The sequence below is a fragment of the Acidovorax sp. Root402 genome (assembly GCF_001425125.1).
Lineage (GTDB): Bacteria > Pseudomonadota > Gammaproteobacteria > Burkholderiales > Burkholderiaceae_C > Acidovorax > Acidovorax delafieldii.
Window position 1 is genome coordinate 1 of the sequence record NZ_LMDQ01000015.1, and the last position, 15,765, is coordinate 15,765.

The window sequence follows — 15,765 nt, forward strand, 5'->3', positions numbered from 1 at the left end:
CTGCCCAGCCTGCCCAGCACCAAGTTATGCCTGATGACCATAGCAAGTTGGTCCCACTCCTTCCCATCCCGAACAGGACAGTGAAACGACTTTGCGCCGATGATAGTGCGGGTTCCCGTGTGAAAGTAGGTCATCGTCAGGCTCTTACAGCCCAGAAAACCCCAGTCAGATATGACTGGGGTTTTTTGCTTTGCAGACATCGAAAATGTGCCAACGGCAATAGGCGCTACTCAACGCTTCCGGGTGACACGGTCTACTCGATGGGCCTCTGCCTCATCGGGCTGCAAGACGGGCGCGCATACATGAGCCACTCGGGCCGCTCAGATCAGCGCCGACGAGTTGGTACAGATCCATTCGCTCCCATCGAACACAGCGTGAACCGATCGGGAGAACCTCGCGAGAGGCGGCGTTCATTCCTATGGCGCGTGCAATTTGCCGTTTCTACCGCGCCGATGCATCGCCTGCATCAGATAGGCAGCCGCCGACCTTGCTCAAACACCAGCAGTTCGCCTTTTCCGAAGGCGGTCCACGTTTCGTTGGTCGTGAGGGGGCTGGTCACGATCACTGCCACCTGATCGTTCACGCCAGTCTCCTTTGAAAAATCCAGCTGGAGGTCTTCGTCACTCAGCTGCGCAGCGCCGAAGGGATGGCGGCGCTCTATGTAGTGCAGGTGGGTGGAGGCGTGTGCCCACAACGCCTGTCCATTGGAAAGCAGGAAATTGAATGTGCCGTGGGGCGCTATGCGCGCAGCGAGTTCCTTGAGCGTTAGCGTCAGCTCTGGAACAGAAGGCACGCTGGCGTGCGATTTGGCCAACTCCTGCATGATCCAGCAAAACGCATGCTCGCTGTCGGTATCGCCTACGGGGCGGAAATGCGAATGCAGGCGAGGGCGGAAGTCTTTCAAATCTCCGTTGTGGGCAAAGACCCAGTAGCGGCCCCACAGCTCACGCACGAACGGATGGCAGTTCTGCAGGCTCACCATGCCTTGGGTGGCCTTGCGGATATGGGCGATGACGTTTCGGCTCTTGATGGGGTAACGGCGAATGAGTTCGGCCACCGGCGAGTCCACGGCCGCCAGATGGTCCACGAAGTGCCGAAGCCCCTTGTCCTCAAAAAACGCGATTCCCCAGCCATCGGTATGGTGGTCGGTCTTACCGCCGCGTTGCGCAAAGCCCGTGAAGCTGAAGGTCACATCGGTGGGTACATTGCAGTTCATGCCGAGGAGTTGGCACATGGCGGAGGTTCCGTTTCTTTGATTTCTTGAAAGGCTTGATGGGGCAATGCGCGCATCCGCCTTCAAGCATCAGGACAAGGCATGCCTGCTGTCAATCTGGCCGCGCCTCGCGCAGCTGCCAGGCGGCCACCAGCGCCAGCCCGCACAGAAAAGTCAGCATCAAAAAGGTTTCACCGAATGCTGCGATGCGCGCCGGGTTGCTTGCTCCGGCCGTCAACGAGGCGCCATGTGCGCCGAGTCGCCATTCGAGCACGATGCCGCACAGGCTGACCCCGGCTGCGCCGCCCAGCATGCGCAAGAAGCCAATGGCGCTGGAGCCCTGAGAAATGAGCGACTTGTCCAGCGGGCGCATGGAGCCCAGATTCAGCGAGGGCAGAATGAAGCCGAGTCCAATGCGTCCCAAGATCGCAAAAGCGACGAGCATCCACAGCGACGAGCCAAGGCCCACAAACACCATCAGCCCGAACGACAGGGCCAGCAAACCGAGCCCGGTGCTGACCAACAAATGGGTGGGCTGCCGGTCCGCCAATCGGCCCACCATGGCGATGGTGGCGGCCAGAACGAACCCTGCCGGCAGCATGAGGGTGCCCACGTGCGATGCCGACAGCTCCAGCCCCAGTTGCATGAACACCGGCAACAGGTAGGTAGAGCCGAACAAGGCGGTGCCGTAGATGAATGCCACCACACTGCCCATGGCGAACTGCCGGTATTGGAAGAGGCGCAGGTCCATGAGCGGCTTGCGTCCGGTGCGCAGCAGCCTGCGCTGCCAGGCAATGAAACAGGCGACGGCCACCACCGCACCCACCAGCAAGCCTACCGCCTCGACGTGAGAGCCGCCATGCAGCGACACCAGGCCGTTCAGCAGGCATAGCGTTCCCACCGTGCCCAGCAGAAGGCCTCGCCAGTCCAGCGCCTGGCCTTGCCGATTGGCCTCAACCCCTCCAGGGGCGGTGACCGGTACAAACTTGTACGCCAGCCAGATGGAGGCCAGGCAGAGTGGCACCACCATGAAAAAAATGGAGCGCCAGCCAAACCAATCCACCAGCAAGCCGCCCATGCTCGGGCCGATGGCCGGTGCCAGCACGACGCCCATGCCGAAGATGCCGCTGGCGCGCCCCTGCTCATGGGGCTGGAAGGCATACAGGATGATCACGGCCGGGATGGGCTGCACCACACCCGCTGCCAGCCCCTCGGCGACGCGTGCTGCCAGCACCAGGCCAAAGTCGCGCGCCAAGCCGCCCCCCACGCCGCCAATGAGCAGGAGCAACATCGCGCCCACATAAGTCGCGCGGTAACCGTACCGCGACAACAGCCAGGGGGTGGTGAGCATGGACACGGTGGTGGCCACCATGAACCCGGAGGTGACCCATTGGGCGCGCTCCTGGCCCAGTGAAAAGTAGTGGCTCATGTCCGGTATCGCCACGTTGACGATGGTGGAGGACATGATGGAGGCCATGGTGCCGACCATCACGGACAGCAACAACAGCCACCGGTAGCGCTCGCCATAACGCTCGCGCAATACGGCCAGAGACCCCGAAGCGGTGCTCATGAAGCGATCCAGCAGAGAGGCGATGCCACGGGGTCAGTGACGGAGGGAGGCTGCACCACTCAGGATGTGCGCTCCAGCCACAACTTGCCGCCCGTGGCCCAGTTCTCGCGCTTCACATCGGTGATCAGGATGTCCACCGACTCGGGCGAGCCGCCCAGGATCTCGACGGATACGCGGGTGATCTCTTCCACCAGCTTCTTCTTTTGCTCGACCGTGCGGCCTTCTATCATTTCGATGTGGTACGTAGGCATGTCTTGTCCCTTCGCGCGCTGTGAAAACAGCGAAAAGCCCAAATCATATCGGCGAAGGCGGGTGGCCTGCGGCGGAGGGTTGCTGTGCGTCTGGCGCCGGCGCGCCGCAAGCCGCGCAGATACAGACCTTGCCGCGTGCCTCCTGCGGCAAAGCGGCCAAGGCCGCAGGGTCGATGGTCTGCGTCATGCACCAGCAGCTTTCTGCTGGGCGACCCGCTGCGATAGCGCACTGATTGGGCTGCCCGCACAGCGGGCAGGCAGACGGAACGGGGTGGGTAGGTGGTGCTGCAGGCATAGGCGTGAGCGCGTGGGCGTCGGTGCCAGTGTACGGCGCAGCTTGCCCCAAACGCGGTCGCCGCTTCTCACACAACTGAACAAGGTGAGCCGGAGTACTGCCTGAAAGAAAAATAGCTGCTAGTGCACATGTTGATTGCGCTAGCAGCTATCAAAAGTAGAGCGGGCAGCGCCGTGAATACGGCACTGCCTGCAGTCGGGAATCAGGCCGCTTGTGCTGCCTTCAGCTTCAGGCGCCAGGCGTGCAGCAGTGGCTCGGTGTAGCCGCTGGGCTGTTCCATGCCCTTGAAGACCAGGTCACACGCTGCCTTGTAGGCCATGCTGGTGGCAAAGTGTCCGGCCATGGGCTGGTACAGCGGGTCACCCGCGTTTTGCTGGTCCACCACGGCGGCCATGCGCTCGAAGGTCTCGCGCACCTGCGCTTCTGTCACCACGCCATGGTGCAGCCAGTTGGCCATGTGCTGGCTGCTGATGCGCAGCGTGGCGCGGTCTTCCATCAGGCCCACGTTGTGGATGTCGGGCACCTTGGAGCAGCCCACGCCCTGGTCCACCCAGCGCACGACGTAGCCCAGAATGCCCTGGGCGTTGTTGTCCAGCTCCTGCTGCTTCTCGGCGTCGCTCCAGTTCGGGGCGGCGGCCACGGGCACGGTCAGCAGGCCGGTCAGCAGGTTGTCACGCTCGGCGTTCACATCGGTCTTTTCCAGCTCGATCTGGATGTCGCTCACCTTCACCTGGTGGTAGTGCAGCGCGTGCAGCGTAGCGCCCGTGGGGCTGGGCACCCAGGCGGTGTTGGCACCGGCCTTGGGGTGGGCGATCTTCTGCTTGAGCATCTCGGCCATCAGGTCGGGCATGGCCCACATGCCCTTGCCGATCTGCGCCTTTCCGCGCAGGCCGCACGACAGGCCCACGAGCACGTTGTTCTTCTCGTACGACTGGATCCAGGCGCTGGTCTTCATGTCGCCCTTGCGCACCATAGGACCAGCGTGCATGGCGGTGTGCATTTCGTCGCCGGTGCGGTCCAGGAAGCCGGTGTTGATGAAGGCCACGCGGGCCGATGCGGCGGCGATGCAGGCCTTCAGGTTGACGGATGTGCGGCGCTCCTCGTCCATGATGCCCAGCTTCACGGTGTTGGCAGGCAGGCCCAGCAGTTGCTCCACGCGGCCGAACAGGTCGCTCGCAAAGCCCACCTCGGCGGGGCCGTGCATCTTGGGCTTGACGATGTAGACGCTGCCCTTGCGGGAGTTGCGGATGCCGTCTTTGCCGTGCCCTTGCAGGTCGTGTAATGCAATGGCAGTGGTCACTACCGCGTCCATGATGCCTTCGGGGATCTCGCGCTGCGTGCCCTGTGCGTCGGTCCAGAGGATGGCCGGGTTGGTCATCAGGTGGCCCACATTGCGCAGGAACATCAGCGAGCGGCCATGCAGGCGTACTTCGCCGCCTTGGGGGGCCGTGTAAACACGGTCAGGGTTCAGCCCGCGCGTGAAGGTCTTGCCGCCCTTGGCGACCTGCTCGGTCAGCGTGGCCTGGATGATGCCCAGCCAGTTGCTGTAGCCCAGCACCTTGTCTTCTGCGTCCACGGCGGCCACGGAGTCTTCCAGGTCCAGGATGGTGGAGAGGGCCGCTTCCAGCACCAGGTCGCTCACGCCCGCAGCGTCGCTCTGGCCGATGGGGGTAGACCGGTCGATCTGGATATCCAGGTGCAGGCCGTTGTGCTGCAGCAGCACCGATGAAGGCGCTGCTGCGCTCCCCTGGTAGCCCTTGAACTGCGATGCGTCCTTCAGGCCTGTGGTGCTGCCGTTGGCGAATGACACCACCAGCTGGCCGCCTTCCACTTTGTAGCCAGTCGAATCCTTGTGCGAGCCCGAGGCCAAAGGCGCCGTGTCGTCCAGCACCTGGCGCGCAAACGCAATCACCTTGGCGCCGCGCACGGGGTTGTAGCCCTTGCCTTTTTCGGCGCCGCCTTCTTCGCTGATGGCGTCCGTGCCATACAGCGCGTCATACAGGCTGCCCCAGCGCGCGTTGGCGGCGTTGAGTGCATAACGTGCGTTCAGGATGGGCACCACCAGCTGCGGGCCGGCCTGCGTGGCCAGCTCGTCGTCCACGTTGGCGGTGGTCGCCTTCACATCGGCGGGCTGGGGCACCAGGTAGCCGATCTTTTCGAGGAAGCTGCGGTAGGCCACCATGTCCTTGATGGGGCCGGGGTTGGCCTTGTGCCAGGTGTCCAACTCGGTCTGCAGGCGGTCGCGCTCGGCCAGCAGGGCGATGTTGCGCGGGGCCAGGTCCGACACGATGGCGTCAAAGCCCTTCCAGAAGGCGGCGGCATCGACACCCGTGCCGGGCAGCACCTTGTCTTCGACAAAGCGGTACAGGGAGGTGGCCACTTGCAGGCCGTGGACTTGGGTGCGTTCGGTCATGGGGTGCCTCAAGAAGAGTGGTGAAAACGGAGATCAATGAAAAACGGTGCCCGCAACAGCAGGCCATGGACAGACTGTATTGCAAATGTTTGCCCACATAAATACGCTGAAAATCTCTAAACCAGTGACTTTTACGCAAAACTGGTGACAGTCCGTAGTCACCCTGAATGGTGCTTTCGCCCGTTACCCACTACGCTGCGCGCACAACAAACCCACCGGGAGACAAACCCATGCAGGCACCCCTGGACGCCAGCGCGCTCAACGCGGCCCACAAGAACAAGATCGTGAGCGCCGCCGATGCCGTGCAGCTCATCCACGATGGCGACACCGTGGCCACGGGCGGCTTTGTGGGCATCGGCTTTGCCGAAAGCATTGCCGTGGCGCTGGCCCAGCGCTGGGAAACGACCCAAACCCCGCGCGACCTCACGCTGGTCTACGCCGCAGGCCAGGGCGACGGCAAGCAGCGGGGCCTCAACCACCTGGGCCACGCCGGCCTGCTCAGGCGCGTGATCGGCGGGCACTGGAGCCTGGTGCCGCGCATCCAGAAGCTGGCGGTGGACAACCAGATCGAGGCCTGGAACCTGCCCCAGGGCGTGATCACGCATTTGTTCCGCGACATCGCTGCAGGCAAGCCCGGCACGCTCACGCGCGTGGGCCTGGACACCTTTGTGGACCCGCGCCACGGCGGCGGCAAGCTCAACGCGCGCACCACCGAAGACTTGGTGCGCATCCTGCCCATCGACGGGCAGGACTACCTGTTCTACAAGGCCTTTCCGATCCACGTGGGCATCATCCGCGCGACCACGGCCGACGCCGACGGCAACCTCACCATGGAGCGCGAGGCGCTCACGCTCGAAGCGCTGGCGATTGCCATGGCCGCGCGCAACTCGGGCGGCGTGGTCATCGCCCAGGTCGAGCGCATCGCCGAGCGCGGCACGCTCAACCCCCGGCAGGTGAAGGTGCCCGGCGTGCTGGTGGACGCCGTGGTGCTGGCCACCGAGCCCGCGCACCACCACCAGACCTTTGCCGAGCCCTACAGCGCCGCGTTTGCGGGCGAGCTGCGCGTGCCCATGGACACGCTGGAGGCCATGCCGCTCACCGAGCGCAAGATCATCGCCCGCCGCGCGGCACTGGAGCTGCGCCCGCACCAGGTGGTCAACCTGGGCATCGGCATGCCCGAGGGCGTGGCCAACGTAGCGGCTGAAGAGCGCATCATCGACCTCGTCACGCTCACGGCCGAGCCCGGCGTGATCGGCGGCATCCCCGCCGGCGGGCTGAACTTCGGCGCGGCCGTGAACCCGCAGGCCATCATCGACCAGCCCAACCAGTTCGACTTCTACGACGGCGGGGGCCTGGACATCGCGATCCTGGGCCTGGCGCAGGCCGACCAGCACGGCAACCTCAACGTGAGCAAGTTCGGCCCGCGCCTGGCGGGTGCGGGCGGCTTCATCAACATCAGCCAGAACGCCAAGACCGTGGTGTTTGTCGGCACCTTCACGGCGGGTGCGCTGCAGGTGGAGGCGGTGGACGGCCACCTGCACATCCTGCACGAAGGCGGCGCGCGCAAGCTGGTGCGCGAGGTCGAGCACCGCACCTTCAGCGGCGCAGAGGCGCTGCGGCGCGGCCAGCGCGTGTTGTATGTGACCGAGCGCTGCGTGTTCCGCCTGGTGCCCTCGGGCGAGGTGGATGGCGGCGGTGCGCTCGAGCTGATCGAGTTGGCGCCCGGCATCGACCTGCACCGCGACGTGCTGGCCCACATGGCATTCACGCCGCGCATCAGCCCCGGCCTGCAGACCATGGACCTGCGCCTGTTCGAGCCCGGCCCGCTGGGCCTGCGCGAGCAGCTGCTCAACCGCCCGCTGGTGCAGCGCTTTGAGCTGGACGCCGCGCGCCAGCTGCTGCACATCGACTTCTCGGGCCTGCAGATCAACACCGCCCGCACCATTGACGCCATCGAGCAGGAGGTGCGCCGCCTGCTCGCCCCGATCGCCGCACAGGGCGAGCGCGTGGGCGTGATCGTGAACTACGACCACTTCACCATCGCCCCCGACCTGGCCGACGCCTACACCGCCATGGTGCAGGGCCTCACGCGCGACCTCTACACCGAGGTCAAGCGCTATGGCACCGTGGGGTTCCTCAAGTCGCGCCTGGTGTGAAGTGGGGGTGATGCTGGTTCACTATTATTTATGTAGCTGCTCAAGCATATTCCACTAGCGCATGCGGCCTATTTGGCTTCAAAACCGATCACAGGCCGTGCCCGAGTCCGCCACCAGGCCCTTTGCCGCTTTATCCCCATAATCAGCGCCCATGGACAAACTCAAGGCCTTCGAATCGTTTGTGTCGGTGGCAACACGCGGCAGCCTCACCGCTGCGGCCAAGGCCGAGGGCGTGGCGCCGGCCATCATGGGGCGGCGACTCGATGCGCTGGAAGAACACCTGGGCGTGAAGCTGCTGGTGCGCACCACGCGCCGCATCAGCCTCACGCATGAGGGCAGTGCGTTTCTGGAAGACTGCCAGCGCCTGTTGTCCGACGTGGCCAATGCCGAGGCCAGCGTGTCTGAAGGGGGCGTCAAGGCCACGGGCCATTTGCGCATCACCGCACCGGCCGGCTTTGGCCGCCGCCATGTGGCGCCGCTGGTGCCGCGTTTTCGCACGGCGCACCCGGATGTGACGATCTCGCTCAACCTCAGCGACCGCGTGGTGGACCTGGCGGGCGAGGGCTATGACTGCGCCGTGCGCGTGGGCGACCTGCCCGACTCGTCGCTGGTGAGCGTGCGCATTGCCGACAACCGCCGCCTGTGCGTGGCCACACCCGCCTACCTGCAGCGCCACGGCACGCCGCGCCACCCCAGCGAGCTGGTGCAGCACGACTGCCTCACGCTGTCGAGCGAGGCATCGCAAACACGGGGCTGGGCGTTCCGCATGCCGGTCGAGGGCGGTGGCACCGAGGTCATCCACCTCAAGCCCGGCGGCCCGCTCGATTGCTCGGACGGGCAGGTGCTGCACGACTGGTGCCTGGCGGGCTACGGCATTGCCTGGCGCAGCACCTGGGAGGTGGAGGCCGAGATCGCCGCCGGGCGCCTGGTGGAGGTGCTGCACGATTTTGCGGCGCCGCCCAACGGCATCTATGTGGTGTTTCCGCAGCGCAAGCACATGCCGCTGCGGGTGCGGCTGTGGATCGAACACCTCAAGCACCAGTACGCACAGCCCGCGTTCTGGAAAGGCCCGCAGGCCGGCGGCTGATAGCCCCCGTGGCAGACTGCACAACACTCCATGTCCACCGCGCCCACGCTCCTTGTCGCTGACGACCACCCGCTGTTCCGTGCGGCTGTGCTGCACGTGCTGCGCGAGCGGCTGCCGCAGTTCCGTACGCTGGAGGCGGCCAGCGCCGCCACGCTGGGCCAGGCGCTGCAGGACCACCCCGAGGTCGAGCTGGTGCTGCTGGACCTGAGCATGCCCGGTACGCGCGGCTTCTCGGCCCTGCTGCATGTGCGCGGCGAATACCCCGAGCTGCCCGTGGTCATCATCTCGTCCAACGACCACCCCCGCGTCATCCGCCGCGCCCAGCAGTTTGGTGCTGCGGGCTTCATCCCCAAGTCCGCGCCCGCCGACGCCATGGGCGACGCCATCCAGGCCGTGCTGGACGGCGGCAGCTGGTTTCCGCCCATGGCGGCCGAACGCTCCGAGGCCGACGCCGAACTGGCCGCGAGGCTCGCGCAGCTCACGCCCCAGCAATTCCGCGTGCTGCTGTGTTTGGCCGATGGCCTGCTGAACAAGCAGATTGCGAGCGCGCTGGGCCTGGCTGAGAACACGGTGAAGGTGCATGTCACCGCCATCCTGAAAAAGCTCGCGTGCTACAGCCGCACGCAGGCGGCTGTGCTGGTCAAAAGCCTGGAGACGGAAGACGGCGTGTCTTCCTGAGCTGGAGATCTGCATCAAAACGGCCGTTGTCGCTTATTCAACGAGCTCTGGATGCCACTAAAAGCGTAGCGATGAGCGCGGCCTCTCCAACCGGGCGCAGCACCCTGCGTGAGGCGCCGTGCAAGGGCGGCCTCGCCGCGCAGCGGCTCAGGGGGATGCTCCCTGTCTCAGCAGCGTCTGGCTCACCAGCGCCCGCAGCGCGGGGGCGCGCACCGGCTTGGCCAGAAAGCCCCAGCCGCGTTCGGCGGCCTGGCGGCGCAGGGTGGCATCGCGCTCGGCGGTGACCAGGATCACGGCGGGTGTCTGGCCCCAGCGCTGGCAAAGCTGCGCGAACACTTCAGGGCCGTGGAGGCCGGCGCCCAGGTGCACGTCCAGCAGCACCAGCTGCGGTGCCTGGCCGGGCTGGGCGGCGGCCAGGGCCTCGGGCGCGCCAGCGGCCAGTGGCACCGTGCAGCCCCAGCGCTGCAGCAGGGCCTGCGTGGCGGCGCAGGTAGGGCCGTCGTCATCAATGACCCAGGCGCTGCTGCCTTGCAGGGGGGCGTCGACGGCGGGTTGCTGCGTGGTGGCGGGGGGCGCAGCCTGCTGCGCGGCGGCGGGGTTGCCCAGCGGCACACACACCCAGAACACGCTGCCGCGCCCCAGTTGCGAGCGCAGGCCAATCTCGTGCCCCAGCAAGCGGCCCAGGCGTTCGACGATGGCCAGGCCCAGGCCTGCGCCCCGGTCGTCGGCGCGGCCTTCGTCCAGGCGGCGGAATTCTTCAAAGATCTCGCGCTGCAATGCCTCGGGGATGCCGGGGCCCTGGTCGTGTACCTCGATGCGCAGGTGGTCGCCCGCCACCCGCTTCACCCGTCTGCAGCCCACCACGATGCGCCCGCGCCGGCTGTAGCGGATGGCGTTGGAGACAAAGTTCTGCAGGATGCGGCGCAGCAGGTTGTCGTCGGTGCGGACCACGGCGCGCGTGGGCACGCAGCGCAGTTGCAGGCCCTGGCTTTCGGCCAGCACGCCAAAGTTGTGGCCCAGCACCTGCAGCAGGGGCCCCAGGGCCACGTCGTGGATGTGCACATCGAACTGGCCCGACTCCATGCGCGAGATGTCGAGCAGGCTGTTGAGGATGGCGTCCTGCGCGGCCAGCGCGCCGTCGATGCTGTCCACGGCGTGCCGTTCGACGTCGCCCGGCAGATGGCTGCGCAGCAGCGAGGTGAACATGCGTGCGGCGTTCAGGGGCTGCAGCAGGTCGTGCACGGCGGCGGCCACAAAGCGGGTTTTGGAGCGGTTGGCCTGCTCGGCCTCGCGCCGCGCGGCGTCCAGGTCGCGGGTGCGGTCGGCCACGCGCTGCTCCAGCGCGTCGGCCAGCGATCGCAGCTCGCGTGCGGCGTTCTTGTAGCTGGTGATGTCGGCGTAGCTGGTCACAAAACCGCCCTCGGGCAACGGGTTGCCCCGGATCTCCAGCACCGTGCCGTCGTCCTTGGCGCTTTCGTGCAGGTGGGGGGTGCCGCTGCGCAGGTGCGCCAGGCGGCGTTCGATGGCTTCTTCCACCGGGCCGGGGCCCAGCAGGCCCCGGCGCGCGTTGTGGCGCATCAGGTCTTCGATGGGGCGGCCCACCTGCATCAAGTCGGCGGGGTAGCGGAACAGCTGCACATAGCGCGAGTTCCACGCCACCAGCTTCAGGTCGGCGTCGATGATGACCACCCCCTGGGGCAGGTGTTCCAGACTGCGGGAGAGGCCCATGTCAGCCTGCTGCGCCGCCTGCACGATGCCGTCCTGCGCGGTGCGCAGCTCCTGCGCGTGTTGTTGCAGCACGGTCTCCAGCTCCTGGCGGCTGCGTTGGCGCAGGCGGGCCAGGCGCTGGCGCTGCCGCACAAACAGCACCAGCAGCGACAGGGCCAGCCAGCCGCCGCCCCCGGCTGCGGCCGCCCAGCGGCTGTCGGCAATGCTGCTGTGGGTGGTGTGCACCAGGTGCAGTTGCCAGGGCGTGCCGGGCAGGGGCTGGGTCAGCCACAGCATGCGGCCGGGCGGGGCGGGCATGTCGGCGGACGGTTGCACGCGCACCAGCCGCCCGCCGTTGTCCAGGCGGTCGTCCACGCGCACGTCGAGCGGGCGCAGCGGCTGGTCGGAATATTGCCGCGTGGCGTTCAGCTCGCGGCGCTCCTCGTCGTCCAGCGGCTCCAGCAGGCGGTAGCGCCAGGCGTCCTGGCTGGCGAGAAAGACCACGCCATGCGCGTCCGACGCGAGCACGATGTCGGGTGTCTGCAGCCATTCGCGCTCCAGCTCCTGCAGCGCAATCTTGATGGCCACCAGCCCCAGGATGTGGCCGCTGTCGTCACGGATGGCCTGCGACAGGAAGTAGCCCGGCTCGCCCGTGGTCACGCCAATGCCGTAGAAGCTGCCGCGCCCCTGGGCCAGCGCCTGCTGCACATAGGGGCGAAAGCTGTAGTCCACGCCCACGTTGCTGGTGGCCGTGCGCCAGTTGCTGGCGGCCACGGCCAGGCCGTCGCGATCGAGCAGGGTGAGGGTGGAGGACTGGCTGGCGCCGTTGGCCTGCTCCAGCTTGCGGTTGAGCTGCGCTACCTCGTCGGTGCTCAGGGTGCGGCGCAGGGCGTCCTGCAACTGCGCGTCCAGGGCCAGCACCTCGGGCAGGGTGCGGTAGCGGTCGATGCGCTGGGCCAGCGTCTGCCCGTACAGGGCCAGCTGGCGCTGCACGCTCTCGCTTTCGTCCAGCAAGGACCGGTGCCAGGCCCACTGGCCGGCCGCGAACATGCTGGCCACCGTGCCTGCTAGCAGGATGAGCAGCGTCCAGAACTGGCGAAGGCGGGGCGTGGGCATGGGAATCCAGCGGGGTGGTTGTGCGGCACTAAGGCCAATTGGGTGCGGGTGGGAGTGTGCTGCACCAGGCTGGGGACTAAGTAGTTACCCTGATTTGGTGCACGCGTTCTCCTATGAAGCCGCTCTCGACTAATACCAATAGGTTATCGGCTGAAACAAAGTGCAGCGGTACAAACGGCACCCTTGACGCGCGCCGGAGGCACCCCGGTGGTGCAGACCCGTGACCCCAGGAGACCCGTTCTATGCACAACCATTCCGCTCCCGCAGCCTCGACCTTGAAGCTGCCTTTTTATCGGCAACTGTACTTCCAGGTGGTGTTCGCCATCGTCCTGGGCGTTCTGCTGGGCCATTTCGAGCCGTCCTACGGCGAGGCGCTCAAGCCGCTGGGTGACGCGTTCATCAAGCTGGTCAAGATGATCATCGCTCCGGTGATCTTCCTGACCATCGTGACCGGCATCGCTGGCATGTCGCAGCTCTCCACCGTGGGCCGCGTGTTCGGCAAGGCCATGGCGTACTTCCTGTTCTTCTCCACGCTGGCCCTGGTGGTGGGCCTGGTGGTGGCCAACGTGGTGCAGCCCGGCGCGGGCATGAACATCAATGTGGCCGACCTGGACCAGACGGCTGTGAAGGGCTACGTGGCCAAGTCGCACGAGATGACGCTCACGGGCTTTGCGATGGACATCATCCCCAAGACGCTGGTGAGCCCGTTCGTGGGCGACAACATCCTGCAGGTGCTGCTGGTGGCCGTGCTGTTTGGCATTGGCCTGGCCATGGTGGGTGAGGCAGGCCGTCCGGTGCTGAACTTTCTGGACGCGCTGACGACGCCTGTGTTCAAGGTGGTGGGCATCGTGATGAAGGCCGCGCCCCTGGGTGCGTTTGGTGCCATGGCGTTCACCATTGGCAAGTTTGGCCTGGGCTCACTGGTCAATCTGGCCTGGCTGGTGGGTTCGTTCTACATCACCTCGCTGCTGTTTGTGGTGGTGATCCTGGGCTTTGTGGCGCGCCTGTGTGGCTTCTCGGTGTTCAAGCTGATCCGCTACCTCAAGGCCGAGCTGATGCTGGTGCTGGGCACGTCTTCGTCTGAATCGGCCCTGCCGTCGCTGATGGAAAAGATGGAAAAGGCCGGTTGCAGCAAGTCGGTGGTGGGCCTCGTGGTGCCCACGGGCTACTCGTTCAACCTGGACGGCACCAACATCTACATGACGCTGGCCGCGCTGTTCATCGCCCAGGCCACCAACACCGAGCTGACGCTGGGCCACCAGGTGGCGCTGTTGCTGGTGGCGATGCTGTCTTCCAAGGGCGCAGCGGGTGTGACGGGCGCGGGCTTCATCACCCTGGCCGCCACCCTGGCCGTGGTGCCCGAAGTGCCCGTGGCCGGCATGGCGCTGATTCTGGGCGTGGACCGCTTCATGAGCGAATGCCGCTCGCTGACGAATTTCATCGGCAACGCCGTGGCCACGGTGGTTGTCTCCCGCTGGGAAAACGCGCTGGACCAAGAACGCCTGGACGCGGCGATGAATGGCCATCCGCTGCCGCTCGCGGTGTCTGCGGCAGCGGCGCCCGTGGTGCCGGCGGATGTGCCCGTGGCGACGGTGGCGCGCACTGTTGCCTGATCGCTGGTACCTGCTGTAATAGCGCTCTCAGCGGCGCGGGCTTTCGGGCCCGCGCCGCTTTTTTGCGCGGTGTTTGCGGCAACGCCATCGCGCACAATGGTGGCCCTGCCTGACGGCCGTGTGCGCGCTTGCTGCGGCTCAGAAGCCTCGGGCGCTACAAGGAATCCTCACCATGACCCTCGAAGCCTTCCTGGCTGCCTTTCACCTTCTGGCCATCCTGACCTTTGTGGTTTTTCTGTCCAGCCAGGCGGCGCTGTGCCGTATCGAGTGGCTCAACGCCGCCGTGGTCGAGCGCCTGGCCCGGCTGGATGTGATTTACGGTGTGGCCGGTGCGGTCATGATTGGGAGCGGCGTGGCCCGGTTGATCTGGGGCGTGAAGGGCGCTTCTTGGTACCTGTCGCAGCCCCTTTTTCACATCAAGATTACCCTGGTGCTGGCCATGGTCCTGCTGTCGTTTGTGCCCTCGGCCGCGTTCCGCCGCTGGCGCCAGAACCTGCGCAGCACCGGTGCGCTGCCGCCCGCCGCAGAAGTCGCGCGGGTCCGCCGCCTGGTGATGATCCAGTCGCATGTGCTGCCCGTGGTGGCTGTGATTGCGGTGTTCTGGGCGCGCGGCTGGTAAGCGCAAATACCCCCCAAAAAAAAGCCCGCCCGGCTTGATGCCGGCGGGCTTTTCTTTGTCTAAGCCGGTGGCGCTGCACCGAGTATGAACTTACTTCACTTCTTCAGGCAATCGCTCATGAAGGCCTTGCGCTCGTCGCCCTTGAGGGTCTTGGCCTTGGCATCGGCGTTGCAGGTTTTCATCTTGTCCTGCTGGGTGGCGGGCTTGTTGCTCAGACAGGTCTTCATGAAGGCTTTGCGCTCGTCGCCCTTCATGTCTCCAGCGTCCTTGTTGCAGGTCGCCATCTTCGATTGCTGTTTGGTAGGGGCCTTGGCGTCTTCGGCGGCGTGGGCACCAAAGCCCAGTGTCAGCGCCAGGCCGAGTGCAGTCAGGGAAAGAAGCTTTTTCATGGAATCTCCTGGTGTGAATGCGTTATGGGGGGTCCCGGTGGCATTGCACCATAGAACATGGCGCGCGACAACGCGGACCCGTCATCACAACCCTGCGCGGGCCCTGGTGGCCGCGGCTGCATGAAAGGCTTTCAGTGCCGTGTGGATCTGCCGGGGGTCGTGCGCCAGGCCACCCAGGGCAAACACCACATCCCCCCGTCGCTGCCAGCGTTTGAGTGCCTTGACGATCACACCCAGTGCGGAGTCCCTGTGGCCGGGGCGCAACTTGACCAGGATCACGCCTTCGTAGTCGTCCAGGTGCACACGTTCCATGGCCTCCCAGGTCACGGTGTGCGGGTCGTCCTGGCGCAGATCGGTGATGCCGGTGGCGTCAATGACCACCGCCGGGTCTTGCTCCCGGTAGGCCTCCAGGGCGGACCGGCCCAGGGTTCCGCCCACACAGAAGGAGACGAATGCGGCGCACAGGCAGAGGGCCGTGAGCAGCCGGTCGTTCGATACAGACGCCCAGTACAGCGAGAAGGCCAGGCATACCGCCATCAGCAGCACAAAAGGCACCTGAAACACCAGGGTCCAGCGGCGCCGATAGAGCAGGATGGGCTGGGGTTGCACGCGCAATCTCCGGTTGAAAGGGCATTGCGGCCCATTGTGCCTTTCGCTG

13 protein-coding genes and 1 rRNA gene are annotated in these 15,765 nt (G+C 65.9%); 6 read left to right on the forward strand and 8 right to left on the reverse strand.

The window, feature by feature from the left end; all coding sequences use genetic code 11:
* Positions 1–29: 29 nt before the first annotated feature.
* Positions 30–142 (forward strand): 5S ribosomal RNA (rrf, locus tag ASC83_RS16920).
* Between the two features lie 324 nt (positions 143–466).
* On the opposite strand, the gene ASC83_RS16925 is transcribed toward rrf, so the two are convergent.
* From ASC83_RS16925 to ASC83_RS16940, 5 genes are all read right to left on the reverse strand, one after another.
* Positions 467–1,234, reverse strand: coding sequence for a class II glutamine amidotransferase (locus tag ASC83_RS16925; RefSeq protein WP_056065199.1), 768 nt, complete (start codon positions 1,232–1,234; stop codon positions 467–469).
* Between the two features lie 91 nt (positions 1,235–1,325).
* The gene (locus tag ASC83_RS16930) at positions 1,326–2,783 is read right to left on the reverse strand and encodes a DHA2 family efflux MFS transporter permease subunit (RefSeq protein ID WP_056065201.1); all 1,458 of its coding nucleotides are present in this window, start codon (positions 2,781–2,783) and stop codon (positions 1,326–1,328) included.
* 59 nt (positions 2,784–2,842) lie between these two features.
* Positions 2,843–3,064: a 4-oxalocrotonate tautomerase gene (locus tag ASC83_RS16935; protein ID WP_255356922.1), complete on the reverse strand. Its 222-nt coding sequence runs from the start codon at positions 3,062–3,064 to the stop codon at positions 2,843–2,845.
* Positions 3,065–3,077: 13 nt separating this feature from the next.
* A complete protein-coding gene (locus tag ASC83_RS23665) occupies positions 3,078–3,329 on the reverse strand; it encodes a cysteine-rich CWC family protein (RefSeq protein ID WP_082522517.1) in 252 nt (83 codons plus the stop codon).
* A gap of 202 nt (positions 3,330–3,531) precedes the next feature.
* Positions 3,532–5,742, reverse strand: a complete 2,211-nt coding sequence (locus ASC83_RS16940) for a malate synthase G (protein WP_056065203.1) — start codon at positions 5,740–5,742, stop codon at positions 3,532–3,534.
* Positions 5,743–5,972: 230 nt separating this feature from the next.
* Here ASC83_RS16940 and ASC83_RS16945 point away from each other — a divergent pair, with 230 nt between their 5' ends.
* The 3 genes from ASC83_RS16945 to ASC83_RS16955 all read left to right on the forward strand — a co-directional run bounded on the left by ASC83_RS16945 (position 5,973) and on the right by ASC83_RS16955 (position 9,663).
* The gene (locus ASC83_RS16945) at positions 5,973–7,898 is read left to right on the forward strand and encodes an acyl CoA:acetate/3-ketoacid CoA transferase (RefSeq protein ID WP_056065205.1); all 1,926 of its coding nucleotides are present in this window, start codon (positions 5,973–5,975) and stop codon (positions 7,896–7,898) included.
* Between the two features lie 151 nt (positions 7,899–8,049).
* On the forward strand, positions 8,050–8,985 hold the full coding sequence (locus ASC83_RS16950) for a LysR family transcriptional regulator (RefSeq protein ID WP_015016104.1): 936 nt from the start codon (positions 8,050–8,052) through the stop codon (positions 8,983–8,985).
* Between the two features lie 30 nt (positions 8,986–9,015).
* Positions 9,016–9,663, forward strand: coding sequence for a response regulator transcription factor (locus ASC83_RS16955; protein ID WP_056065207.1), 648 nt, complete (start codon positions 9,016–9,018; stop codon positions 9,661–9,663).
* A 147-nt stretch (positions 9,664–9,810) separates the two neighbouring features.
* Here the strand turns inward: ASC83_RS16955 and ASC83_RS16960 are convergent, their stop codons facing one another.
* Complete coding sequence (locus ASC83_RS16960) at positions 9,811–12,486, reverse strand: PAS-domain containing protein (protein WP_056065209.1); 2,676 nt, start codon at positions 12,484–12,486, stop codon at positions 9,811–9,813.
* A 242-nt stretch (positions 12,487–12,728) separates the two neighbouring features.
* On the opposite strand from ASC83_RS16960, the gene ASC83_RS16965 reads away from it, so the two are divergent.
* Entirely contained in the window at positions 12,729–14,099 is a 1,371-nt protein-coding gene (locus tag ASC83_RS16965) for a dicarboxylate/amino acid:cation symporter (protein ID WP_056065211.1), read from the forward strand.
* Positions 14,100–14,271: 172 nt separating this feature from the next.
* A complete protein-coding gene (locus ASC83_RS16970; protein ID WP_056065213.1) occupies positions 14,272–14,718 on the forward strand; it encodes a DUF2214 family protein in 447 nt (148 codons plus the stop codon).
* A 95-nt stretch (positions 14,719–14,813) separates the two neighbouring features.
* On the opposite strand, the gene ASC83_RS16975 is transcribed toward ASC83_RS16970, so the two are convergent.
* Both ASC83_RS16975 and ASC83_RS16980 read right to left on the reverse strand, forming a co-directional pair.
* Entirely contained in the window at positions 14,814–15,107 is a 294-nt protein-coding gene (locus ASC83_RS16975) for a PsiF family protein (protein WP_056065216.1), read from the reverse strand.
* 84 nt (positions 15,108–15,191) lie between these two features.
* Complete coding sequence (locus tag ASC83_RS16980) at positions 15,192–15,716, reverse strand: hypothetical protein (RefSeq protein ID WP_056065782.1); 525 nt, start codon at positions 15,714–15,716, stop codon at positions 15,192–15,194.
* Positions 15,717–15,765 lie beyond the last annotated feature (49 nt).